This is a genomic window from Gordonia sp. NPDC062954 (assembly GCF_044543825.1).
Lineage (GTDB): Bacteria > Actinomycetota > Actinomycetes > Mycobacteriales > Mycobacteriaceae > Gordonia > Gordonia tangerina.
The window spans coordinates 175,370-200,281 of the sequence record NZ_JBITWL010000005.1 but is presented as its reverse complement, the minus strand read 5'-3'; the positions used below and the strand labels follow the sequence as shown (position 1 = coordinate 200,281).

The window sequence follows — 24,912 nt, the reverse complement described above, 5'->3', positions numbered from 1 at the left end:
TAAGATCACACTCGTGGTCAACCGGCTGTCCCCGCGCGAAGCGATGTTCTATTTCCTCGACGAGACGGGTTCGACGACTCACCTCGGAGCGCTGCTGATCGTTGACGCGGGCGAATCGGAGAAGTCGGGCACGACTGCGGCGGCCGAACAGCAGTCAGGTGACGGCGCGAGATCCGGGTCGGCGAAGAAATCTGCGCGCAGCGGCTCCACCACCCGGACACTCGACTACCCGAGCCTGGTCGCGCTGGTGGAGAACCGGTTGCAGTCCATTCCCCGGTACCGGCAGGTGGTGCGCGAAGTGACCCTCGGGCTGGCCCGCCCCGTGTGGGTCGACGACCCTGATTTCGACATCAATTTCCACATCCGCCGCTCCGGCCTGCCGCGCCCCGGGGACACCGCGCAGCTGCAGGATCTGATCGCGCGGGTCATGTCGCGACCACTCGATAGGACCCGGCCGCTCTGGGAGATGTACCTGATCGAGGGACTCCCAAACGGTCAACAGGCAATTCTGACCAAGACCCACCGATGTCTGGTCGATGACGAGGCCGCGCTCGAGATCAGCGAGGCGATCTGCGACGAACAGCCGGAGGTCGAAGCGCTCGCCGAAGACCTGTGGATGCCGGGAGCGCCGCCCGGTTCGGTGTCGCTGGCGGTGGGTGCGGTGGCCGAGGCGTTCTCCCGGCCCGGCGATCTGTTGGACTCGTTGATGCACGGTAACTCGGTGGTCGCCGAGGTGCGCTCCACTGCCGAGGACGCGTTGCGCCGGGTGGGCAGCATCGTCCAGCAACTCTCCGACTCGGCTCCTTCGAGCCCACTCAACAACTCGACCACGTCTACCCGGATCTTCGCGGTGGCGTCGGTTCCACGTCGCGGATGCGCCAAGATCGCCGACCGCTACGACTGCACAGTCAACGATGTGGAGTTGGCGATCATCTCGGGTGTGATGCGCCGGTGGATGCTGTCCTTCGACGAGTCGGTGAACGTCGCCGACACCGTCCGCGTGGTGCTCCCACTGTCGGCGCGTGACCCGGGGGTGGAGCGACGTCTCGATTCGGAGGCACGCTGGATCGCCGTGGGCAAACCGAGCTTCGTCACCGACCTGCCCGTCGGGGAGGACAATCCGGCGGTGCGACTGGCGCAGGTGGCGGGCCTGGCCAATCGGTACTCGCAGTCGTCGCGACGGTTGTCGATGGGTCCGCAACCGATCCTGTCCGAATTGGGTGTGGTGCCCTTTCCCGAGCTGAGTTCGCGCGCCTTCCGCAGCCTGAACCGCCGCGCCTACAACGTGCCGGTCGGGATGGGGACATCGCCGGTCGCCGACAAGTTCGTGGACGGGTGCCCGGTGTCGGAGATGTACATGATCCCCACGTTGATGGCCCAGCGGGCGCTGGCTATCAGCATCACCGACTACCGCGACAACCTGGAGTTCGCGTTCATCGCCGATCGCGGGGTCATGAACGATCTGCCGGCGATGACCGACTATGTGACCGAGGCATATGAGGAGCTCCTGGCCACCAAGTGATCCGCTGGGTCGGCCGCCCACCGGGGCCGGCGCCGACGAGCCGATAGGGTGTTGGATTGATCTGACAGCGGGGTGCCGATGTGGTTGAGGGATGGTGCGGATGAGGGTGTACTTGCCGGCAACACTGGCGATGCTGATGGAGCTCAACGAGGTCGGCGAGTTCCGCGCGGTCGGTGGTACCGGCTTCGCGTTGACCCCGACCCTGCGCGAGGCGTTCGTATCCGGTGACGACGAGGAACTCGCCGAGGTGGCCATCCGCGAGGCTGCGCGCGCCTCGCTGCGGTTACTCGCCGGCGAGGCTCCCGAACCCGGCGACGACGCCGCCGATGCGGACCTGACAGCCGACGAGCGCACCACGAAACCGGGGGACACGCCGAGACTTCCGCCGCGTCGCGTGGTGGTGGCTGCCGATGTCGCCGACGTGACGTTGCATCCCGAACTCGACGACGCGGTCGTTCGCATCTCCGGGCCGGTGGCGCTGCGTGACATCGCCTCGGTGCACGTCGACGTCGCCGAAGCCGAGGACAAGGTGCGGGCCGCGGCGGTGGTGATCGATGCCGCCGACCTCGGTGACCAGGACGCCGAGCTCGCGGTCGGCGACGTGGAGGACTTCGACCTTGCCTGGTATGCCACTCAGGAGCTGCCGTTCCTGCTCGAACTTCTGTGACGGTTGGCTGCCCGCCAACGGTCGCGTAACCTACGGAACCGTAGGTTGTCGGGTGTCGAGCGTGATCGTCGGTCACGGGTGAGGTGGTGCGCAGGTGGGCTGGCGCGAGCGTTTCGAAGAGCCGGTGGCGGGGGTCGCCGCACGCAGCCGGGCTGCGCAGTGGGCGCGCGCCGCGGTCGCCAGGATCACCACGCCGCTGCTGCCCGACGATTATTTGCATCTGGCGAATCCGCTCTGGTCGGCTCGGGAACTGCGCGGCAAGGTCGTCTCCGTGACCGCCGAGACCGAGGATTCGGCCACCATCCGCATCCGGCCGGGGTGGGGGTTCTCCTTCGACTATCAGCCGGGACAGTACGTGGGCATCGGCGTCGGCATGGAGGGGCGCTGGACGTGGCGCTCCTACTCGTTGACGTCGGTCCCGGTCACCGCGGGCGGTCGCGATGATCGGATCATCGCCATCACGGTCAAGGCCATGCCCGAGGGATTCCTGTCCTCGCACCTGGTGACCGGTCTGCGTCCGGGTACCGTCGTCCGACTCGCGGCGCCCCGTGGCGAGTTCGTGCTGCCCGAGCCGTTGCCGTCGAAGATCCTGTTCGCCACTGCCGGAAGCGGGATCACCCCGATCATGTCGATGCTGCGCACCATCCGACATCGCGGGCAGCGCGCCGACATCTGCTTGGTGCATTCGGTGCCCCACGAAGACGATCTGCTGTTCGCCGATGAACTCGCCGGGCTCGCCGCCGACGGCCTGATCGATCTGCATGTGCAGTACACGCGGAGCGTCGGGCAACTCACCGGAGATCGATGGGCCACGGTGGTGCCCGATTGGCGCGAGCGGCAGACGTGGGCGTGCGGCCCGGCCGGGTTCCTGGACTCGGTGCAGGCCATGTTCGCCGATGCCGGCGTCGATGACGCACTGCATATCGAGCGGTTCGCGCTTGAACGCGGCGCGGTCGGCGCGCGGGGCGGAAACGTCACCTTCGGTCGGTCGGGTACGGTCGCGCAGGCCGACGGCGCGACGACGCTGCTCGAGGCGGGTGAATCGGCGGGGGTGCTGATGCCTTTCGGTTGCCGGATGGGGATCTGCCAGAGCTGCGTGGTCATGCTGGATCAAGGGTGTGTCCGCGACTTGCGGTCCGGAGTCGAACACGTGGAAGGTGAGCGGATCCAGACCTGCGTCAGCGTCGCGGCCGGGGACTGCACGCTCGACGTGTGAGACGCGCCGGTTCGGACCTGCGGGCGAGTTCGGTTTCGACTCGGCGTCGCGCCCGGATGGCGTTAGGCTCGTCAGGACGGCAGTAGTCGACCACGGAGGAGATCCGCGTGCGCGCTGAGCTGACCCAGACCATGGAAGTGCCGGTCCTGTCCGACGACGTCGTCACGCTGCGGGCCCATTCGTCCGCGGATGCGGAGCGGGTCGTGGAGTACGCGACGGACCCGCTGACGATGCGGTGGGCCAGGATGCCCTCGCCCTACGGCCGCACCGATGCCGAGCGCTATATTGCCGGGGCGCGGGCCGGATGGCAGTCCGGCGAGGCGATGACCTGGGCGATCGAGTATGAGGGGCGATTCATCGGCAGTGTCGATCTGACCGGTTCCGGTCGCATCAGCGAGATCGGTTTCGTCCTGCATCCGGATGCGCGCGGTCGGGGGCTGGCCCGTCGAGCGATCATCCTCGCGATCGAGTACGCCGTCGCCCACCGGGATATCGAGGTGGTGCGGTGGCAGGCCGAGGAAGGGAACCTCGCGAGTCTCCGGACGGCGCACAGCTGCGGTTTCACACTCACCGCCAAGATCCCGGATTGGCTTGAGATGAACAGCAAAGTGGTCGACGCGTGGTGTGCGAAGTGGCGTGCCGGCGACGACTTCGCGCCCAAATCAACTTGGCGCGCAACCACTTTTGAAACCGATCGGTTCCGACTACGTCCACTCGCCGAGGCCGATGACGAGCGGATTCGACAGACCCTCGATGACCCGGTCTCGCGCAAGTACCTGTTCGGGCGCCCCGACCCGCTGCTGATCGAGCATGCCGCCGCGGAGCGCACCCGCAAGTGGTGGACCGCCGCACGCGGGGAGACCTGTACCTGGGCGGTTGCCGACCTCGAGACCGACAACTATCTGGGCGACATCTCGATATTCGAGATCAGCCCTGTCACCGGGGCGGAGATCGGCTTCTACACCCATCCGGATGCCCGCGGCAGCGGAGTCCTCGGCGAGACGTTTCCGGCGGCCGTCCGCCATTGCTTCGATGTCCTCGACATTCGCCGGATGACGATGTTCGCCGCCGATTCCAATGAGGGCAGTAAAGCGTTGGCGCGGCGGGCCGGATTGCGCGAGTTCGGCACCCAACCGCTCGCCGCCAGCTCCGCGGGGCGCCTCGAGGATCTCGTCGGCTACGAACTGCTGCGCGACGACGCCTGACCGCGCACAGAGTGCGCTCGGTCACAATCGAGCCCTGACATCGGCAAGGGGTGGACACGTCGGCTCCGGCTAACCTACGCTTGCGTAGGTTACGGAATGGTAGGTCGGTGCTCCGGCCAAACCACACAGGTCTTCGACTACACCCGGGAGGGCTCATGGCGATCAGCGACATTCCCGAGTACGCCCATCTGACCGACGCCGACGTCGCAGCGCTCGGCCGCGAACTCGACGCCATCCGCGCCGACATCGAGGCCGATCGCGGCGAGCGCGATGCGCGCTACATCCGGAACACGATCCGCTTCCAACGCGGCATGGAGCTCGCCGGTCGCGCGTTGATCTTCGGCTCCACCAAGCGGTCGATGTGGTGGGCGGGAGCAGGTGCGCTCGGCGTCGCGAAGATCGTCGAGAACATGGAACTCGGCCACAATGTGATGCACGGTCAGTGGGACTGGATGAACGACCCGGAGGTGCATTCGACCACCTGGGAGTGGGACAACACCGACCCGTCCGCGCACTGGAAGCACACCCACAACTACATCCATCACAAGTACACGAATGTGCTCGGGATGGACGACGATGTGGGTTACGGCCTGCTCCGCGTCACCCGCGATCAGCGGTGGCGACCCTTCTACCTGGGCAACCTCGCATACAACACGATCCTCGCACTGCTGTTCGAGTGGGGCGTCGCCGTGCAGCATCTCGAGCTGGGCAAGAAGCGTCGGACGCCCGAGGCCAAGGAACAATTCCAGCGTGACCTCGCCGATGTCGGCAAGAAGGTCGGCAAGCAGATCGCCAAGGACTACGCCGTGTATCCGGCGATGGTGAGCGCGGCGACGGGACATCGCACCGGCTACGCCCGTGCCTTCGGCAAGGCGGCGTCGGCGAATGCCCTGGCCAACGTGATCCGCAATGTCTGGACCAACGCGGTCATTTTCTGCGGCCATTTCCCCGATGGTGCGGAGAAGTTCACCAAGCAGGACGTCGACAGCGAAACCCAGGCGGAGTGGTATCTGCGGCAGATGTTGGGCAGCGCCAACTTTCGCTCCGGTCCGGTGCTCGCCTTCATGAGTGGCAACCTCTCCTACCAGATCGAACACCACATCTTCCCCGACCTGCCGAGCAACCGACTGCCGGAGATCTCGGTGCGCGTGCAGGCGCTCTGTGCGAAATACGATCTGCCCTACACCACCGGTTCACTTCCCGTGCAATACGCGAAGGCCTGGCGGACGATCGCCAAGCTGTCGTTGCCGAACAAGTATCTGTCGGCAACCGCCGATGACGCGCCGGAGACGGCGTCCGAGTGGCGTTTCAAGGCAGAGTTGGCCGATGGTGCACGCCTGCAGGGCACGGTCGATCCGGTCAGTGGACGTCGCAGCGGTTTACGCACCGCCATCGCTGCACTGCGCAAGCGTGGTCGGCGGCGCGACCGTTCGGTGTCGAGCGTTGCGACGTCGACCCCGCAACGCCGGGCAGCGTGAGCCCAACGCGCCCGACCGCGTGGGGTCGGGCGTGCGGTCGGCGCGGCTGCGCAGGCATAATGGGGACCAATGGCCATCACCGACATCAATGAGTATGCCCATCTGACCGACGCGGACGTCGAGGCGCTCGGCGCAGAACTCGATGCGCTTCGACGCGAGATCGAAGCCGATCGGGGGCTTCGCGATGTCCGCTATCTGCGGCGCACCATTGTCGCGCACCGAGCACTCGAAGTGGTGGGGCGAGTCGCATTGTTCGGCAGCCACAAGCGTTCGCTGTGGTGGCTGGGCACCGGGTCGCTGGCCCTGTCGAAGATCATCGAGAACATGGAGCTCGGGCACAATGTGATGCACGGGCAATGGGATTGGATGAACGATCCCGAGGTCCACTCCGCCACGTGGGAGTGGGACATGGTGTGCGCGTCCCCGCACTGGAAGCACTCGCACAACTACATCCATCACAAGTACACCAACGTTGTCGGCATGGACGACGACGTGGGCTACAAGATCCTGCGGGTCACCCGGGACGAGCCCTGGGAACCGCGCCGCGCCTTCCAGCCGCTGTTCAACGTGTTGCTGGCGCTGAGTTTCGAATGGGGTATCGGGCTGCACGATCTGGCGCTCAAGGACGTCATCGCGGGAAAGAAGTCCAAGGAGGAGGCGATCCCGCAGATCACGTTGTTCCTGCGGAAGATCGGTCGGCAAGTCGCCAAGGACTATGTCCTGTTCCCGGTACTCACCGGACCGAATGCGCGGCACACGCTAACCGCGAATCTCAGCGCGAACGTCATTCGCAACCTGTGGGCGTATGTGGTGATCTTCTGTGGCCATTTCCCGGACGGCGCAGAGAAATTCACCACCGAATCGCTCGACGACGAGACGCCGGGGCAGTGGTACCTGCGGCAGATGCTCGGCACCGCCAACTTCAACGCCGGACCGGCGATGGCATTCATGAGCGGCAACCTGTGCTACCAGATCGAGCACCATCTCTATCCGGACCTGCCCAGCAACCGCTATGCCGAGATCGCCGAACGCGTGCGTGCCTTGTGCGACAAGTACGACCTGCCGTACACCACCGGGTCGCTGTTCGTGCAGTACATGAAGACGTTGCGCACGATCAACAAACTGGCGCTGCCCGACCGATTCCTGCGCGACACCGCCGACGACGCCCCCGAAACCGCGTCCGAACGTCGCTTCGCGGGTATGGCGCGTACCCGGGGGCTCAAGTCCGCCATCGCTGATTTGAAGCGCAACAAGCTGTCGCGTAGGTGATCTCGATACGCCGCCTCGCCTAGCGGCTCGGTGGCTACTCGATCAGCGGCAGGCCAACCCCCGCAGCCGCGCATGCGCCGACACCCCTTGCACCGGGTGGTTGCGCTCAGACCGCGCGTACACCGTCCAGGCGACGAAACCGATGATCGCAGAGCCGATCCCGAGCTCGCACACGAGCGACCATCCGCCGACCTGATAGGCCCATGCACCCACCGACGACCCGATCACGCCGCCGGCAAAGTAGGACACCATGTAGGCGGTCGTCAGCCGCGACCGGGCAGTGTCGTCGAGCGAGTACACCCCTGTCTGATTGGCCAACTGCACCCCTTGTACGCCGAAATCGAACACCAGTAGCGCGATTACGAGGACGATCACGTTGTGGCCACCTGCCCACAGCAGCAGCCAACTCAGGATCTGCACGGCCCAGACGGCGTACTGGGTGTGCCGGAGGTAGCCGCGATCGGCGATCGTGCCCACCACCGGCGCGGCCAGTGCACCTGCGACGCCGGCGAGACCGAACAGTCCGATAACGGCCTCCGAGTAGTTGTAACCCGACGCGCCGCCGCCGGCGAGCAGGAACGCGATGGCCGTCCACATCGCGCTGAAAGCGGCCATGTTCAAACCGCCCAGCAACATTCGGTGCCTCAGCACTTCCTGCTGCCGCACCAGGGTGAGAATCGAGCGCAGCACCTGCAGATAGTGCGCCGAGGTATCCGTCGCCTCGGCGGGCCCAGTCGGTGCACGGAATCCGACCGCGGCGGCCATCGTCAGCTGCAATGCCGCGGCGACGAACAGGATTGCTCGCCATCCGCCGACCTCGGCGACGATGCCGCTCAGTACGCGGGACAGCAGGATGCCGATGAGCAGGCCACTCATCACGTGCCCGACGACCGTGCCACGTTCTCCCGGTCCGGCGATGGCGGCCGCCCACGGCACCACGACCTGCGCCGCTGACGCCGACACCCCGACGACGAAGACCATCACCAACAGGCCCGCGTACCCGGGCATCAGGCCGGCACCTACGAGAGCCAGAGATGAGACCGCGAGCAGACCCGTCACCAATCGCCGTCGATTGACGAAGTCACCCAACGGCACCACCAGGGCGAGACCGATCAGGTAACCGATCTGGGTGATGGCCACGACCAGGCCTGCGGTGGCCGTCGAGACGGACAGGTCGATGCTGATCTCATGCAGCAGTGGCTGCAGGTAATAGAGACACCCGGCCGATGACCCGGCGGTAACCGCGAACAGGAACACCACGATTCGGCTCAATCGCGTAGTGGTTGCAGGTGTGGTGGCGGTCGCGGACATGTTTTCATCATCGTGCGGCACCGGTCTCATGAAAAGCGATAGATTCTGATGTATACATCGCAAATCGAGATGGACGCGGGAGGATTCATCAGTGGAACTGAGACATCTGGAGTACTTCCTCGCGTGCGTCGACCAGGGCACGTTCACCGCGGCCGCCCGATCGCTCAACGTCGTGCAGTCGGCGGTGTCGACCGGGGTGGCGAAGTTGGAGCGAGAGGTGGGGGATCGGCTTTTCGACCGGACCCCGACGGTGCTGGTGCTCACCGAGACGGGCCGGGCGGTGGTCGGTCCGGCACGCGCGGCATTGCGGGCACGCGCTGATGTCTTCGACGCGGTCGACGGTGTGCGTGGTGACATCCGCGGTGAGGTGGCCGTGGGTGCACTCGTCAACGTCGTCGCGATCGACTTGGCCGAGGCGTTCGCCGAGATCCACCGTCGCCATCCCGGAATCACCATCGCGATGCGGCAGAACCCGCGCGGCACCGCGGGCAACATCGTCGGCGTACGCGCCGGCACCCTGGATCTGGCCTTTCTGGGTTCGTATCCCGATCGGCTTCCGGGGTTGGCCGTGCACAGGCTGGCGCAGGAGCCGTTGGTCTTGGTGTGTGCAGGCGATCATCGGTTGGCGCAACGAGGATCATTCACCACTGCCGATCTCGCCGAGGAACGGATGATCGACTACCCGCCGGGATGGGGGACTCGGGCCGTCGTCGATCGGGAGATCCCGAACCGCCGGACCGTGATCGAGGTGGCCGATCAGTTCTTCGGAATGAGTCTGGCCGTCAAGGGGTTCGGCGTGACGCTCGTTCCGTTAAGTGTGGCCCGGATGCAGTCCGGTGCGGCGATACTGCCGTGTTCGGACACCGCGCTGATGTGGGACATCGCCATCGCGTACTCGTCGACTCGGGTACCGTCGCAGGCCGCGCGGTCGGTGTTGGAAACCGTGCTGGAGTTGGCACGCCCGCTCCGGAGCATCACGCAAATGCCGCCGTGAACGCATCCAGATCAGGCTTCGCCACCCCAATTCCGAAGACGCCGGACGTGTTCCCCAGCCTGCCCTTCGTCGCTGGTTGAGTAACGCCGTACGAGCCCGCCGACCCTGTCGCTGGTTGAGTAGCGGCGCCCGTCCTACGTGACGCCCCTCCTGTCGCTGGTTGAGTAGCGGCGTGCGAGCTTGCGAGCCCGCCGCGTATCGAAACCACCCCCGCCCGCAGAAAAATCTTCTGCACTATTTTCAAGAAACTCCTTGACATCGAACTGGTGTTCGACCATAGTGGAGTCATGGGAGCTTCGGGGGATCTCACCACCATCACTGATTCTGTTCGTGACCTGCACTTGGGCGCCGATATGTCGGGGCGTGCAGCGTTTGATGCGATGACCGCTCTGGTCACGTTGCGTAATCTGATCGACCATCACGCCGCGACGGTGGTCGGCCATCTGGACCGCCTCGGTGTGGCCCGCGACCACGGCCGCAAGTTGAGTGAGTTGTTGATCGTGATGGGCCTGGCACCGGCGGTGGCGTCCCGTCTGATCCGTATCGCCACCGCCCGTGAGCAGCTCCCCACTCTGGGCGCGCATGCCGCCGATGGGGCGATCTCGGCCGAACATGTGGACGCGGTGGGTAAAGGGGTCGATCATGTCGGGAAAAGATCGGCGGAACCGATCGACGATGTAGCGCGTCTAAGTATCGTGACCGAACTTCTCGCGCACTTCTTTTCCGGCGCCACGCCCGCCGACATCGGTAAACGTGCGCGTCGTCTGGGCAACCAGGTGGCCGCCGACACCGGTGGGCTACCGGCATCCGAGGACCGCAACCTCAATGCGCTCACCCACGATGTCGACGGTGACGGACGGCTGCAGGTGCGCGCCGACCTCAACACCGAAGTCGGCGAGAAGTTCTCGGCTGCGATGGAAGAGTTGGCGGCACCCCGCCCCGAACCTGACGGCTCACCGGATGCCCGCAGCCCCGAACGCCGGCATGCCGACGCCCTCGAAGCGTTGCTGGATATCGCTGCCCGCAGTGGCGATGCGGCCTCGGCACCCCGTCACCAAATATTGGTGTCGGTGCCCGCCGATACCCCGGATCTGGCCGAACTACCATTCATGGGCTCACTCACCGAAGCCATGCTGCGCACCCTGACCTGTGACAGCACCGCGACCGTCGCGATCGTCGACGGTGAGGCGGTGCCGATGGAGATGAGTAAAGACAAACGCCTGTTCCCAGCCCATCTCCGTAAAGCGTTGCACAAACGCGACGAGTGTTGCATCAAATGCGGCGTGGCGGCCACTCGCTGCCAGGGCCACCATATTGTCCATTGGGCTGATGGTGGAATCACGGTGTTGGACAACGGATGTTTGCTGTGCCCGTCGTGTCATGCCGACATCCACCACAACGGTTGGGAGGTGATCATGGGTCACGACCGACATCCCTGGCTCATCCCACCCGCCGCTGTCGACCCGACACGTCGGCCGATACCGGCCTACAACCGACGCACCCTCAACCTCGACAACCTACCCGCCGCCGCCTGAGCCACGCTGACTGGCGAGTAGGTCACGCAGCCACGTCTTCCCACGCACCCGACCCCGGTCGGGACCGCAACCGTCCCTTGAAAACTCCATAGCGTGAAACAACGGCGCCGCAACGGTGTCGCGTACCCGACGGCCACCACAGTTGCACGCCAACCAGGGTGGTGCGCGGTACGCGACACCGCAAGCCGGCATCCCGTCGGCGGTCTACGCTCGCCCGGCTCAGCTGTGCGGAGCGGACTTGGCCCGGAGGTGGTGGGTGTAGATTGCGCCGGTGGTCACGTCATCTTCCACCTCTTCCAATGTGCGCCCGCGGGTTTCGGGAGCCTGGGTGTAGACGAAGATGATCGCGAAAATGCCGACGACGCCGAACATGAAGAACGTTCCGGTGATGCCGATGGCTTCGACCAGCGTGGGGAAGAACAACCCCAGGAAGGCGTTGGCCATCCAGAGGCAGAATACCGAGATGCCGATGGCCAAACCGCGGATCTGCAACGGGAAGATCTCCGACAGCAGGACCCAAGTGGCGACATTCAGAAATGTCTGCATCGAACCCACGAACAGCACAACCAGAATCAGGATCACATAGGGCCGCAACGGGTTACCGACGGGCAACATGATCGACGCGATACCGATGAGGAAATGACAGACGGTGGTGAGGCTGTAGCCGATGATCAATGTGGTCCGGCGGTTCATGTGCTGGGCCAGCCAGAGTGCCGTGATCGAACCGGCCACGGCGATGACACCGGGCGCGATGTTGGCGATGAGTGCCGCGTTCGACTCGAACCCGGCTTCCTTCAGGACCGACTGGCCGTAGTACATGATCGAGTTGATGCCGGTGAGCTGTTGGGCCACGCCCAATCCGATACCGACCAGGATGATGCGACGCACCCAGCGACTGTCCCGGATGGAGGACCAGCTGCCGCGCACACGGTCCTTCTCCATGTCGTGGATCTCGCTGATCATGTCGACCTCGGCCTGTGCGCGCTGTTGCGTGCGGATGGTCGACAGAACTTTCAGCGCCTCGTCGCGGCGGTCCTGGGCGATCAGCCATCGCGGTGACTCGGGTACCCGCATCATCCCGACCATCAGGCAGATCGCGGGGAGTGCGGCCACCGCGAGCATGATGCGCCAGACCCCGTCGTGCTCGCCCCAGATATTGCCGATGATCGCGTTGACGACGAAAGCGGCGAGCTGGCCGACGACGATCATGACCTCGTTGCGGCCCGCAAGTGACCCGCGGATCTCGTAGGGTGCCAGTTCGGCGAGGTAGACCGGCACCACCGTTGAGGCCGCACCGACAGCCAAGCCCAAAACGATACGGCCGAATACCATCACCCCGAAGCCTGGGGCGACGACACAGGTCAACGCGCCGATCAAGAACAGAACGGCGAGCAGCATGATGGCTTTACGGCGTCCCCATGCATCGGAGAGGCGGCCGCCGATCATGGCTCCGAACGCCGCGGCGAACAGCAACGAGCTCGTGACCACACCCTCGGTGAATGCGGTGAGTCCGAGATCTTCTTTCATCGGCTCGAGTGCGCCATTGATGACGCCGGTGTCGTAGCCGAACAGCAGACCGCCGAGGGTCGCGATCAGTGCCACTGCGTGCAGGCGCCTGCGGAAGGCGCCGGTGCCCAGCGGTGGCAGGGCTTTTCGCTCGTTGACCAGGTCCGAACTGTCGGTGGTGGACATGGGGGGCTCCTCTATTGCGTTACAGTCGACCGGCGCTCGTGATGGCGGTCACAAGCGATCGTAACCCATATCTCGACTATGTCCTAACAAACGGTCAAAGGTTTTCCGTTGATAAAGGTATTGATCCTCATGGTGCGGGATAGATACGGTTGGCCCTGATATTTGTCCGGACATGATGGAGGGTCGAATGAAGCTGGGATTGGTGGGCTACGGAGCGGGTGGACGACTCTTTCACGCGCCATATATCGCGGCGGTGCCCGAGATTGAACTGGCAGGTGTGGTCACGCGTAGCCCCGAACGGTGCCGCGAGGTCAGTGGGGATCTGCCGGGTGTCCCGACCTTCGATTCACTCTCGGCTTTGCTCGATTCCGGGGTCGACGCGGTCACCATCACCACGCCTCCGGACACCCGCCGCGATCTGGTGCTCGAGGCGGTGGCCCGAGGAGTGCACGTCATCGCGGACAAACCCTTCGCGCCAAATGCCGCAAGTGGGCGCGAACTGGCGACGGCAGCCGAGTCGGCGGGCGTCCTGCTCAGCGTCTTCCACAACCGCCGCTGGGACACCGACATCGCGACAGTCGCCGAAGTGCTACCGAGCCTGGGGGATATCTGGCGCTGCGAGTCGCGGTTCGATCTCGACGAACCCGGAAGTCTCGATGCCGGCCCGAGTGGGGGACTGCTTCGCGACCTCGGTGCGCACCTCGTCGACCAGATGCTGACGTTGTTCGGTCCTGCGGCCACGGTGTACGGGCATCTGGATGTCGTGGATCAGCCCGAGGGTCGTACCGACTGCGGATTCGCGGTCTCGTTGAACCATCTGAGCGGTGTTCACTCGACGGTGAGTGCCAGCAAGATCAATCACGTGGCGGCACGTCAGTGGCGTATCTACGGGTCTGCGGGGAGCTACGTCAGCGACGGCACAGATGTGCAGACCGATCAGATCAAGCAAGGTCTGCGGCCGGCCGACAACCTGGACTCCTGGGGCTACGAACGCCAGGATCGCCTCGGCGTGCTGTCGACGGCAAAGGGGTCGATGACGATTCCGTCGGCACAGGGTCGCTACGACGAGTACTACCGGCAGTTCGCCGCCGCCGTTGACGGCAGAGGTCCGCAGCCGGTACCGGCGTCGGAGGGGATTGCCGTGCTCGACGTACTCGACGCCGCGCGCCGCAGCTCCGAAACGGGTGACACCGTCCGACTTTGACAGGTCGTCAACGCCCAGTTGCCGTGTGACTCACGAGGGGGTGAGTCACACGGCAACGTCGGCTGCGGGCCGTATCAGTCGTACTGTGCCTCAGGCATTCTGGGGGAAGCCGAGATTCAGTCCGCCGTGACTCGGGTCGAGCCAACGGGTGGTGATGGCCTTGGCTCGGGTGAAGAAGTGGACGCCTTCGGTGCCGTGGGCGTGGGTGTCGCCGAAGAGCGACGCCTTCCACCCGCCGAAGCTGTAGTAGGCCATCGGGACCGGGATGGGCACGTTGATGCCGACCATGCCGACCTCGACCTCGTTCTGGAAGCGTCGGGCAGCGCCACCATCGTTGGTGAAGATGGCGGTGCCATTGCCGTACGGGTTGGAGTTGATCAACTCCAACGCCTCGTCGTAGGAGTCGACGCGCACCACCGACAGAACAGGTCCGAAGATCTCGTCGGTGTAGATGCTCATGTCGGGGGTGACGTTGTCGAATAGGGTCGGCCCCAACCAGAAGCCGTCGGCTGCACCGTCGGGATCTACGGTGCGGCCGTCAAGGACGACGGTGGCGCCGGCTTGTTCGCCGGCGTCGACATAGGAGGCGACCTTGTCCCGGTGAACCTTCGTGACCAGCGGGCCCATGTCGGAGTTGCGGGTGCCGTCGCCGGTCTTGATGGTCTTGGCACGTTCGGCGATCTTGTCGACGAGGTCATCGGCGACGTCGCCGACGGCCACGGCCACCGAGATCGCCATGCAGCGTTCACCGGCGGAGCCGAAACCGGCATTGACCATGGCGTCGGCCGCGAGGTCGAGGTCGGCGTCGGGCAGGATGATGGCGTGGTTCTTGGCTCCGCCGAGAGCCTGCACGCGCTTGCCGGCCGCGGTGCCGGTGGAGTAGACGTACTCGGCGATCGGGGTGGACCCGACAAAGCTGATCGACTTGATCGCCTTGTTGGTGAGCAGTTCGTCGACCGCGGTCTTGTCGCCCTGCAAGACGTTGAACACGCCGTCGGGTAGACCGGCCTCTTTCCAGAGTTCGGCGAGCCAGATCGCGGCAGTGGGGTCCTTCTCCGACGGTTTGAGCACCACGGTGTTGCCGGCGGCGATGGCCACCGGGAAGAACCACATCGGCACCATCGCCGGGAAGTTGAACGGACTGATGATGCCGACAGGCCCCAGCGGTTGGCGCACCGAGTGCACGTCGACCTTGGTCGAGGCGTTCTCGGTGTAGCCGCCCTTGAGCAGATGCGGTATACCGCAGGCGAACTCGGCGACTTCCTGGCCGCGGCTGATCTCGCCGAGCGCGTCGGAGAGGACCTTGCCGTGTTCGGCGGTGATGATCGCGGCCAGTTCGGGTTTGCGGGCCTCGAGCAGTTCGCGGAAGCGGAACAGGATGGCCGTGCGCTTGGCCAGGCTGGTGTCACGCCAGGCCGGGAAGGCAGCGGTGGCGGCGTCGATGACTGCGCGGGCGTCCTCGACGTTGGCCAGCGCGACTTCGCCGGTGACAGCGCCGGTCGCGGGATTGGTCACCGGCGCCGTGTTGCTCGACGTGCCAGGGTAGGCCTTGTTGTTGACCCAGTGGGTGATGGTGGTGGTCATGGTGATTCTCCTGGATGGATGTGTGCGCCGGTCGAGTAGCCGCGAACAGAGTGAGGGCGTATCGAGACGTCGCCGGGTTCGGTCTCGATACGCTCCTCGCCTAGCGGCTCGGAACTACTCGACCAGCGGATTGGTGTCGGCTCGGTGCGTGTCGGCAGGATTCGGACGGGTGGATCGACTGCGCCTAGGCGCCGGGAATGGATGCGCGCGAAACCATCTCGACGGTTTGGGGCTGCCCGGTCTCGAGTGCCTTGACCCCGGCCGCGCACACCGCGGCGGCGGCGTACCCGTCCCATGCGCCCGGGCCATCGACGTTGTCGCCACGGCGGACCGCGTTGACCCAGCGCTGGATCTCGACGTCGTAGGCGACGCCGAATCGCTCGACGAATGACGGCGTGATGTCCCCGGTCGAGATCCCCGCGATCTTGCGGCCGTCGCCCGTGTCGGATTGAACGGGGTTGCGCTGTTTGCGGATCAGACCTTGGTCGAGGCCGATGAATGCCGAGCCCAGCTCGCCCACCAACTCGGTGCGTACCTCATAGGCGACACCGGTGGTCACGAAGCACTCGACGTCGACATGCCGGCCGGATTCGGTGGTGAAGATGGCGATCTGCGGATCCTTGAGGCCTTCGGGAGCGTTCGGATTCGAACCGGGTGCGATGATCTGCACCGAGGTGATCTCCTCGTCGAAGAAGAACCGTGTCGCGTCGACCTCATGCACGAGGGAGTCCTTGACGATCATCGCGCTGTCGAAGTTCGGCGGCACCGCGGGATTGCGGTGCACGAAGTGCGCGAGCAGCGGCTGCCCGAAGGTGCCGTCGTCGATGAGTCCCTTGAGCTGTTCGTACTCGTGATCGAAGCGGCGCATGAAACCGACCTGGATGAGCTTGCGGCCCAACTCGGCTTCGCGCTTCACGATCTCCAAGGACGTGGCGACATCGGTGGTGAGCGGCTTCTCGCACATCACCGGCTTGCCGGCCTCGAGACAGGCGAGCAGCTGCTTCTCGTGGGTCGGGCCGGGGGTGGCGAGGATGACCGCGTCGACGTCCGGATCGGCGATGGCGTCGAGCGGATCGTTGATCGCTCGGCAGCCCGGGATGGTGGCGGCCAGTTCCTCGGCCTTTTCCGGAAGGTAGTCGTTGAGCACCGTGACGGTGGCGCCCTTGGTGCGCTCGGTGATGCGGGCGACGTGGTCGGCACCCATCATGCCGACGCCGAGGACGGCGATGCGCAGGTCGGTGGTCATTGATTTCCTCCCGTGGTCAGGTCGGTCGAGTTCGGGTCGGTCGGGTTCAGGTATGGCCGCTGCACGGCCTTCCACTGCGCATACACGTCGTAGGCCTGCTGGGTGGACTCGAGTGTGGAGGTCTCCGACACGGGTACGTCCCACCAGGATTGGCTGTCCGGGGCGCCGATCAGCGGGTCGGTCTCCACATGGATGACGGTGGTGCGCTCGGCGGCCTTGGCGGCCTTGATGGCGTCGGTGAACTCCGCGGCCGTGGTGGCCCGGATGACATCGGCACCGAGCGAGGCGGCGTTGGCGGCGAGGTCCACTGGCAGGGTCGCGCCCTCGAGTCGCCCGTTGTCGCCGCGGTAGCGGTAGTTGGTGCCGAACCGTTGCGAACCCAGCGACTCCGAGAGGGAGCCGATCGAGGCGAACCCGTGGTTCTGCACCAGCACCACGATCACCTTCAGATTCTCCTGGACCGCCGTGACGAGTTCGGTGGCCATCATCAGGTAAGAGCCGTCGCCGACCATGACGAACACGTCGCGGTCGGGGCAGGCCATCTTGACGCCGAGGCCGCCGGCCACCTCGTATCCCATGCAGGAGTAGCCGTATTCGACGTGGTAACCCTTCGCGTCGCGGGTTCGCCAGAGCTTGTGCAGGTCACCGGGCATGGAGCCCGCCGCGCAGACGACGACATCGCGTGGATCGGAGGTTTCGTTCACCAGCCCGATGACCGCACCCTGGGTCAGCGCCTCGTCGCCGGTGGCGACGTTGGTGCCGACCGAGGTCGGGGAGTAGGCCTGCTCGACGATGTCGTCCCACTCCTGCGCGAGTGCGGTGACCCGCTCCCGGTAGGTGGGGTCGACTGCGTACTCGGAGAGCAACTCGTCGAGGGCCTCGATGGATTCGCGTGCATCGGCGACCACGCTGTAGCCGCTGTGCTTTACCGAATCCAGGGACGCCACATTGATGTTCACGAAACGCACACCGTCGCCGGTGAACGCGGTGCGCGATGCGGTGGTGAAATCGCTGTAGCGGGTGCCGATACCGATCACCACATCGGCGTCGGCGGCCAGCGCGTTGGCAGCGGTGGTACCGGTCGAGCCGATGGCGCCGACGGACTGTGGGTGATCATAGGGCAGCGAGCCCTTGCCCGCCTGACTCTGCCCCACCGGAATGCCGGTCCGTTCACACAAGCGGGCCAAGGCGTCGGTGGCGTGGCTGTAGATGACACCACCGCCGGCAACGATGAGCGGACGCTGTGCCGAGGCGATGATCTCGGCGGCCTCGGCGATCACGTGGCGCTCCGGGAGCGGGCGGGCGACGTGCCAGGTGCGTTCGGCGAACAGGGATTCCGGGAAGTCGAAGGCCTCGGCCTGGACGTCCTGGGGGATCGCGACGGTGGCGGCGCCGGTCTCCACCGGATCGGTGAGCACGCGCATCGCGCCGAGCAGGGCACCCGGCAACTGTTCGGGCCGCCACACCCGGTCGAAGTAGCGCGAGACCGGTTTGAACGCGTCGTTGACGGTGACGTCACCCGATGAGGGCAGTTCGAGTTCCTGCAGCACCGGGGAGGTGGCGCGGGTGGCGAAGGTGTCGGCCGGCAAGAGCAGAACCGGCAACCGGTTGATGGTGGCCAGCGCCGCGCCGGTCAGCATGTTGGTCGCTCCGGGACCGACGGATGCGGTCACCGCCCACGCCTGCAGCCGGTCCTTCATGCGGGCATAGCCGACGGCGGAGTGCACCATCGCCTGCTCGTTGCGTCCGAGGACATACTTCAGGGACAGCTCCCGACCACTGTTCACGTCGTCGATCTCGTTCTGCAGCAACGCCTGGCCGAGACCGGCGACATTGCCGTGACCGAAGATGCCGAAGCATCCGGCGAAGAACTTGCTCCGCTCGCCGTCGCGCTCGGCGTACTGGTTGGCGAGGAATCGCACGGTCGCCTGGGCGACGGTGAGGCGGACGGTCGATTCACCGTGGGGGGTGCGGAGGCCGGTGACGCCGCCGGCGCGTCCGGAGTTGATCGGTGCCACGATGGCTTCTTTCTGGTCGGTGGGTGGTTGGGGTGGTGATCTCGATACGCCCTCGGCTAGCGCCTCGGACTACTCGATCCACGGATCTCGATACGCCCTCGGCTAGCGCCTCGGACTACTCGATCAGCGTCGTGAGGATCGCGAGTGGTGTGCCGTTCTGCTGATCGAGTAGCCGCGAGCGTGCGAGTGGCGTATCGAGATCCATCAGCGTGTCCGCTTCTCGTGCAGGGGTAGTCGGGGATCGACGTCCTGTTGTTCCCAGCTGCCGCGCAGCCACGTGTGGGCCGGGTCGTCACAGATCTTCCAGGCGCGCTCGTCGCCGGGCCCGGCCATCACGTTGAGGTAGTACATGTGGTAGCCCGGTGCCGCGATCGACGGCCCGTGGTAGCCGTGCGGCACCAGGACGACATCGCCGCTGCGGACCTCCTCGAGCACCTCGATCGGACGTTCGGGCGTGCCGTAGACCCGGTGATAGCCGAATCCCGGTGAGCCGTCGGCGCCCTGATCGATCTCGAAATAGTAGATCTCCTCGAGTTGTGATTCGTTCTCGGAGTTCTCGTCGTGTTTGTGCGCGGGATAACTCGACCAGTTCCCGCCCGGTGTGATGACCTCGCACGCGATGATCGAGTCGGCCTCGAAGACGCCGGCGGTGCCGAAGTTGTGTACCTGACGGCTGCAGTTGCCGGCTCCGCGCAACTCGATGGGAACGTCGGCGGCCGGTACGTAACGGAACGGCAGACGGGCCTTCGCCCGTGCGCCGCACAGCGCGAACCGTCCGCCTGCTGCACTGGTCACGGTGAACTCGGAGTCGCGTCCCACGTAGGCGAAGTCGCTGGGCCCGTCGAACACGCTCGCGCGCCCCGCGAGGTCGAAGGTGACGCCGCCCGAGGACACGCTCGCCGACCCGGCGAGCGGTACGACGATGATCTCGTCATCGCCGGTTCGCCGTGTGATCGACTCACCGGCACCAAGCTCGACCACGAACAACGACGACTCGGTCCAGCCGGCCGACTCCGGTGTGATGTCGACGGTCAGCGGCACAGTGCCGGTGCCGGCCGGGATGTAGTACTTCGAGTTCACGCGAGTCTCCTCTCAGCTCACCAGGTTGACTGCGGTGTCGACCGCGGTGGCCACGTCGTCGTCGGCCGGGTACAGCAGGGTGCGTCCCACGATCAGTCCGCGAACCGATGGGATGCGCAGTGCGCGTTCCCAACTCGCGAAGGTTTCGTCCGGCGCCGTCTGCGGGTCGCCGCCGAGCAGCAGGGTCGGCAGCGTGGTGGCGTCCATGACGCGTTCCATCTCGTCGACCACCGGCAGCTTGAGCCAGGTGTAGGCCGAGGTGGACCCGAGTCCCTGGATGATGTGCATCGACTTGATCACCGCGTCGGCGGTCAGGTCGTTGCGAACCCTGCCGTCGATCCGAGACGACAGGAACGGCTCGAGCATCGCGATCGATTCGCCGGCGGCGAGCTCGTCGACGGCTGCTGCACACGCGGTCATCATGTTGAGCGTCCCCGGATCACCGAGGTCGACCCGACAGAGCATCTTCGCGCCGTTGAGGCCCGCGTCGATGGTCCACTTGGCGGTGGCGGCGGTCATCCGGTCGTCGAGTTCGAACGACGCCCCGGCCAACCCGCCGCGGTTCATCGAACTGAACACCACCTTGTTATCCAGTGCGCCCAACAGCAGCAGGTCCTCGAGGATGTCCGAGGTGGCCAGGACGCCGTCGACACCCGGGTTGGCCAACGCGGTCCGCAGCCGGTCGAGCAGGTCGGATCGGCTGTTCATCGCTGTCGGGTTCGACCCGACCGACAGCGCCCCGCGGGCCGGGTGATCGGCGGCGACGATCATCAACCGGTCGTCACCGGTGACCGTCGGGCGTGGGCGCCGCTGCGCCCACGCCTCGGCGATCGCCTGCGGTCGGGTGGCCCGGATCGCGGTGACCTCGGCGTAGGTGGAGCACAGCGGGGAGACCAACGCAGCTGTGTCCAAAGTGGTTGCGGGAAAGTCCGCCTGGGTGGCGAGCTCAGACATTGAGTTTCTCCTGTGCGTTTGTGGCGAGTGCGGCCACCTCGTCGGCGGTGGGCATGGCGGTCGAACACTCGAGTCGGCCGGCGACGATGGACCCGGCGGCGTTGGCGTGACGGAGGATCTTCTCCAGTGGCCACCCCTGGAGCAGGCCGTGGCAGAGGCTGCCGCCGAAGCTGTCGCCCGCGCCGAGTCCGTTGACGACGTCGACGGGAATCGGTGCCACCTCGATGCTCTCCGAGCGGGTCTTGCCGAGTACACCCTTGGGCCCTTGTTTGACAATGGCCAGTTCGACACCCAGGTCGAGCAGCGCGTCGGCGGCCGCATGCGGATCGGTCTCGCCGACGGCGACCTCACATTCCTCGCGGTTGCCGACTGCCACTGTGACGTGCGACAGGGCTCGGCGTACCTGCTCGGTGGCCGATGCCGGCGAGGACCAGAACATCGGCCGGTAGTCGAGGTCGAGTACGGTCAGCGACTGCCGCCCGCGAGCCTCCCACGCCGCGAAATGCGCGCTGCGCGATGGTTCCTCGGACAGGCCGGTGACCGTCGACCAATACAACCGGGCATCGTGCACGGCCACGGTGTCGATGTCGGCGACCTCGATCTGCAGGTCCGGGGCGGTCGGTTTGCGGTAGAAGTAGAGCGGAAAGTCGTCCGGGGGGAAGATCTCGCAGAAGGTGACCGGCGTGGCGTACTCGTCGTCGACGCCGACGAAGCGGTTGTCGACGCCCAGACGTGCGAGTTCGGCGCGGACGAATCGGCCGAACGGGTCGTCGCCGACTCCGGAGATCAGCGCGCTGCTGTGTCCGAGGCGGGCGGCGGCCACACTGACGTTGGCGGCGCTGCCACCGAGGAACTTGCCGAAGCTGCTCACCTCCTCGAGGCCCACGCCGATCTGCTGCGGATAGATGTCGACGCCGCTGCGGCCGATGGCGACAACGTCGAACGTCGGCGCCTGGGCCGAGTCGGAGGGCTGTTGTGCGGTCACGTACTGCTCCCTGCTCGTGGTTGGACAGGTGGGGCCCGGCGGTGCATCAGCGGGGCTCTCGTATCCACTGGCATCCACTGTGCGTCAGGCCACACCACAAAGTCAAGACTTTGTCCTGACATTCTTACCTGGCATAGTGAAGTGGGAGAGATCACAGACCCCGAACCGTAATCCCGGGTGAGACGAAATGGAGCTGATGAGATGACCGTGGAGACCCCCGCCAGTGCCGCTACCGGTGCGGCCGCACGCGACGACGTGCACGACGAGGCGGGCGTCGTCCTGCCGGTCGGGATCATCGGGTTCGGGTGGATGGGTCGGGCGCACGCTCAGGCGTACGCGCGTATCCGCCATCACTATCCCGACCTCACGCCGGTGCCGCGGCTGATGGTCATCGCCGACGAGGTGACCGATCGGGCGGCATCGGCCGCCGTCCAGTTCGACGTGCCGGCCACGGTGGCCGATTGGCGTGAAGTGGTGGCGGACCCGACCATCGGTGCGGTCAGCGTGACCGCTCCCAACTTCCTGCATCGCGATATCGGCTGTGCCGTCGCGGCGGCGGGCAAGCACCTGTGGATAGAGAAGCCGGTCGGGTTGTCCGCCGCCGACGCGCGGGCGGTGGCGTCGGCGGCCGCGACGGCCGGGATCCGAACAGCCGTCGGGTTCAACTACCGCAACGTGCCGGCGGTGGCGGCGGCGCGTGAGCTGGTGGCCGCCGGCGAGATCGGTGAGGTCACCCACGCCCGGTTCAGGTTGTTCAGTGACTATGCCGCACATCCCGACGGTGCTTTGAGTTGGCGCTTTCAGCGCGATCGCGGCGGTAACGGGGTGCTCGGCGACCTCGCATCCCATGGCGCAGATCTGGTGTGGTTCCTGTTGGGTGACATCGCGTCCCTGGTCGCCGACACCGCGATCTTTGTCGCCGAGCGCCCCAGGCCGACCGGAGCGACGGCCGGTCACCAGCTCGCCTCCGGCGGTGAGCGCGGTCCGGTCGAGAACGAGGACTATGTCTCGGCGCAGTTGCGCATGGCCGGCGGTGCCCGATGTGTGCTCGAGGCCAGCCGGGTGTCCGTCGGTGCGCAGAACTCCTACGGGTTCGAGATCCACGGCACCAAGGGGGTCGTGCGGTGGGACTACCGGCGGATGGGTGAACTGGAGGTCGGTGCCGGCGACACCTATCAGGATCTGTCGGTGGCCACGCGATTCGTTGGTCCCGGTAGCGGCGACTACGTGGCGTTTCAGCCCGGCGCGGCCAATCCGATGAGCTACGACGACCTGAAGGTGATCGAGGCGGCCCGCTTCTGTGGATCGATCGCCGATCCCACGCGCGCCGGCGCCACCATCGACGATGCGGTGCGCGCGGCGGAGGTGCTCGATGCGATGACCACATCGGTGCGTGAGGGCACCTGGGTCGCTCCCGCGTCGATGAGGTGAGCGTGCGGCGTCTCCTCGGGCGGGCGGGCACCGCCCGGGTGTCTGCGGACTTCCCGTATGCGCTCGCCTTGCTCGGGGCCGGGGCGATGTTCATGGAGATCCTCGACGCCACCATCGTCGCGACCGCGCTGCCGGCCATCGCCGCCGATCTCGGAGTGCGTCCGCTCGATGCCACGGTGATCGCGACCTCCTACCTGATCACCCTCGCGGTGCTGATCCCGCTGTCGGGGTGGGTTGCCGATCGGTTCGGTGTGCGCCGCGTGTTCCTGGTCGCGGTCGCGGTGTTCACCCTCGCGTCGGCGGGCGCTGCGCTGGCCCCGGATCTCACGGCCCTGGTGGCGATGCGGGTGCTGCAGGCGGCCGGCGGCGCGATGATGGTGCCGGTCGGTCGGCTGGCGGTCCTACGCACGGTGCCGCGCGGTGAGCTGGTGCGGGCGATCGCCTACCTGACGTGGCCGGCCCTGGTGGCGCCGGTGGTGGCACCATTGATCGGCGGTGCGATCGTCACGCATGCATCATGGCGGGTCATCTTCGCGATCAACCTGCCGATCGGTCTGGTCGGCATCATTGCCGCGTTTTGCTGGTGTCGGCCCGCGGACTCGGACACGGCACGACGCCGACTCGATGTGCTCGGGGTGCTGTGCACCACCGCGGCGGTCGGCGCGGCGATGTTCGCGGCGCAGGAACTGACTGCTGACGATCCGCGCTGGTGGGTGGTCGCCATCGGCGTACTCGCGGGGTCGGTCCTGGGCGTGGTGGCGCTGCGGCGGATGCGGTCGGCCCCGCATCCGTTGCTGAATCTCGACGTGCTGCAGGTGCGTTCCTTCGCCGCGGTGGTGGGGTTCGGCACGGTGTACCGCATCGGGATCAGCGCGGTGCCGTTCTTGTTGCCGTTGCTGTTCCAGCTGCGCTTCGGCTGGTCGGCGGTGGCCGCGGGCGCGATGGTGACCGCGCTGTTCGTCGGCAACGTCGCCATCAAGCCGCTGACCACACCACTGATGCGGCGCTGGGGCATCCGACGGGTGCTGGTGGCGGACCTGACGGCGTCGGTGGTGTCCTTCGGGGCTCTCGCATTGCTCAGCGCAACCACGTCGGCGGTGGTGATCGGCACGGTCTTGGTGATCTCCGGGGTGCTCCGCTCGATCGGCTTCTCCGCGTACAACACCCTGGCGTTCGCCGACGTCGGGCCCTCGGAGCTCAGCGATGCGAACGCGGTGCACGCCGCGGTGCAGGAACTCGGCGCCGCGTTCGGGGTTGCGCTTGCCGCCGTGGCGATCTCGGTGTTCGCAGGTCTCGATATGCTGCCCGCCGGCGCCTACTCGGTGGCCTTCGTGCTGCTCGGGTTGCTGATGGCGGTCTGTGTGGTTGGGGCCGCGCGCCTGCCCACGGCGGCCGGTGAGCGAGCATTGCGGACGGTTCCTACCACCGCTTAGATCCGAATGTCTGGACAAAGTCTTGACATCGTCGGTGTGACGGGTATTACATCTAGTCCACAAGAGTGTTCGCCCGAACAGCACATCC

General features: G+C 66.0%; 19 protein-coding genes. 11 read left to right on the top strand and 8 right to left on the bottom strand.

From position 1 onward, the window contains the following. The first annotated feature begins 13 nt into the window (after window positions 1-13). The 6 genes from ACIGKQ_RS07700 (at window position 14) to ACIGKQ_RS07675 (ending at window position 7,357) form a co-directional block, all read left to right on the top strand. Complete coding sequence (locus ACIGKQ_RS07700; protein ID WP_235725035.1) at window positions 14-1,522, top strand: wax ester/triacylglycerol synthase domain-containing protein; 1,509 nt, start codon at window positions 14-16, stop codon at window positions 1,520-1,522. Window positions 1,523-1,622: 100 nt separating this feature from the next. Beyond that, on the top strand, window positions 1,623-2,189 hold the full coding sequence (locus ACIGKQ_RS07695; RefSeq protein WP_396573020.1) for a DUF6912 family protein: 567 nt from the start codon (window positions 1,623-1,625) through the stop codon (window positions 2,187-2,189). Between the two features lie 94 nt (window positions 2,190-2,283). Next, window positions 2,284-3,405: a ferredoxin reductase gene (locus ACIGKQ_RS07690; protein ID WP_287016820.1), complete on the top strand. Its 1,122-nt coding sequence runs from the start codon at window positions 2,284-2,286 to the stop codon at window positions 3,403-3,405. Window positions 3,406-3,536: 131 nt separating this feature from the next. Continuing rightward, window positions 3,537-4,610, top strand: coding sequence for a GNAT family N-acetyltransferase (locus tag ACIGKQ_RS07685; RefSeq protein ID WP_396573094.1), 1,074 nt, complete (start codon window positions 3,537-3,539; stop codon window positions 4,608-4,610). Window positions 4,611-4,765: 155 nt separating this feature from the next. Further along, window positions 4,766-6,088 (top strand): fatty acid desaturase, encoded by a 1,323-nt coding sequence (locus tag ACIGKQ_RS07680; protein ID WP_328712908.1) that lies wholly within the window; start codon window positions 4,766-4,768, stop codon window positions 6,086-6,088. A 69-nt stretch (window positions 6,089-6,157) separates the two neighbouring features. Further along, window positions 6,158-7,357, top strand: coding sequence for a fatty acid desaturase (locus ACIGKQ_RS07675; RefSeq protein WP_235725039.1), 1,200 nt, complete (start codon window positions 6,158-6,160; stop codon window positions 7,355-7,357). A 42-nt stretch (window positions 7,358-7,399) separates the two neighbouring features. Here ACIGKQ_RS07675 and ACIGKQ_RS07670 read toward each other — a convergent pair whose 3' ends face one another. Continuing rightward, entirely contained in the window at window positions 7,400-8,668 is a 1,269-nt protein-coding gene (locus ACIGKQ_RS07670) for an MFS transporter (RefSeq protein ID WP_396573017.1), read from the bottom strand. A 91-nt stretch (window positions 8,669-8,759) separates the two neighbouring features. On the opposite strand from ACIGKQ_RS07670, the gene ACIGKQ_RS07665 reads away from it, so the two are divergent. Then, complete coding sequence (locus tag ACIGKQ_RS07665) at window positions 8,760-9,662, top strand: LysR family transcriptional regulator (protein ID WP_235725122.1); 903 nt, start codon at window positions 8,760-8,762, stop codon at window positions 9,660-9,662. 287 nt (window positions 9,663-9,949) lie between these two features. Then, window positions 9,950-11,197, top strand: coding sequence for a DUF222 domain-containing protein (locus tag ACIGKQ_RS07660; protein ID WP_396573015.1), 1,248 nt, complete (start codon window positions 9,950-9,952; stop codon window positions 11,195-11,197). Window positions 11,198-11,416: 219 nt separating this feature from the next. On the opposite strand, the gene ACIGKQ_RS07655 is transcribed toward ACIGKQ_RS07660, so the two are convergent. Then, window positions 11,417-12,889, bottom strand: a complete 1,473-nt coding sequence (locus ACIGKQ_RS07655) for a sugar porter family MFS transporter (protein ID WP_235725120.1) — start codon at window positions 12,887-12,889, stop codon at window positions 11,417-11,419. A gap of 187 nt (window positions 12,890-13,076) precedes the next feature. Between ACIGKQ_RS07655 and ACIGKQ_RS07650 the strand changes: the two genes are divergently transcribed. Further along, complete coding sequence (locus tag ACIGKQ_RS07650; protein ID WP_396573012.1) at window positions 13,077-14,093, top strand: Gfo/Idh/MocA family oxidoreductase; 1,017 nt, start codon at window positions 13,077-13,079, stop codon at window positions 14,091-14,093. Between the two features lie 90 nt (window positions 14,094-14,183). On the opposite strand, the gene ACIGKQ_RS07645 is transcribed toward ACIGKQ_RS07650, so the two are convergent. From ACIGKQ_RS07645 to iolC, 6 genes are all read right to left on the bottom strand, one after another. Beyond that, complete coding sequence (locus ACIGKQ_RS07645) at window positions 14,184-15,677, bottom strand: CoA-acylating methylmalonate-semialdehyde dehydrogenase (RefSeq protein WP_396573010.1); 1,494 nt, start codon at window positions 15,675-15,677, stop codon at window positions 14,184-14,186. Between the two features lie 184 nt (window positions 15,678-15,861). Next, window positions 15,862-16,923, bottom strand: a complete 1,062-nt coding sequence (locus ACIGKQ_RS07640; protein ID WP_266061570.1) for a Gfo/Idh/MocA family protein — start codon at window positions 16,921-16,923, stop codon at window positions 15,862-15,864. Further along, window positions 16,920-18,941: a 3D-(3,5/4)-trihydroxycyclohexane-1,2-dione acylhydrolase (decyclizing) gene (gene iolD / locus ACIGKQ_RS07635; protein ID WP_396573007.1), complete on the bottom strand. Its 2,022-nt coding sequence runs from the start codon at window positions 18,939-18,941 to the stop codon at window positions 16,920-16,922. Before iolD ends, ACIGKQ_RS07640 begins: the two co-directional genes overlap by 4 nt. Window positions 18,942-19,145: 204 nt before the next feature. Further along, window positions 19,146-20,021: a 5-deoxy-glucuronate isomerase gene (gene iolB, locus ACIGKQ_RS07630; protein WP_396573005.1), complete on the bottom strand. Its 876-nt coding sequence runs from the start codon at window positions 20,019-20,021 to the stop codon at window positions 19,146-19,148. A gap of 12 nt (window positions 20,022-20,033) precedes the next feature. Next, complete coding sequence (locus ACIGKQ_RS07625) at window positions 20,034-20,975, bottom strand: aldolase (RefSeq protein ID WP_266062256.1); 942 nt, start codon at window positions 20,973-20,975, stop codon at window positions 20,034-20,036. Beyond that, on the bottom strand, window positions 20,968-21,960 hold the full coding sequence (gene iolC, locus ACIGKQ_RS07620; RefSeq protein WP_396573003.1) for a 5-dehydro-2-deoxygluconokinase: 993 nt from the start codon (window positions 21,958-21,960) through the stop codon (window positions 20,968-20,970). Before iolC ends, ACIGKQ_RS07625 begins: the two co-directional genes overlap by 8 nt. A gap of 201 nt (window positions 21,961-22,161) precedes the next feature. Here iolC and ACIGKQ_RS07615 point away from each other — a divergent pair, with 201 nt between their 5' ends. After that, window positions 22,162-23,391, top strand: a complete 1,230-nt coding sequence (locus tag ACIGKQ_RS07615; RefSeq protein WP_268900452.1) for a Gfo/Idh/MocA family protein — start codon at window positions 22,162-22,164, stop codon at window positions 23,389-23,391. Then, on the top strand, window positions 23,364-24,824 hold the full coding sequence (locus tag ACIGKQ_RS07610) for an MFS transporter (RefSeq protein WP_372475230.1): 1,461 nt from the start codon (window positions 23,364-23,366) through the stop codon (window positions 24,822-24,824). Before ACIGKQ_RS07615 ends, ACIGKQ_RS07610 begins: the two co-directional genes overlap by 28 nt. Window positions 24,825-24,912 lie beyond the last annotated feature (88 nt).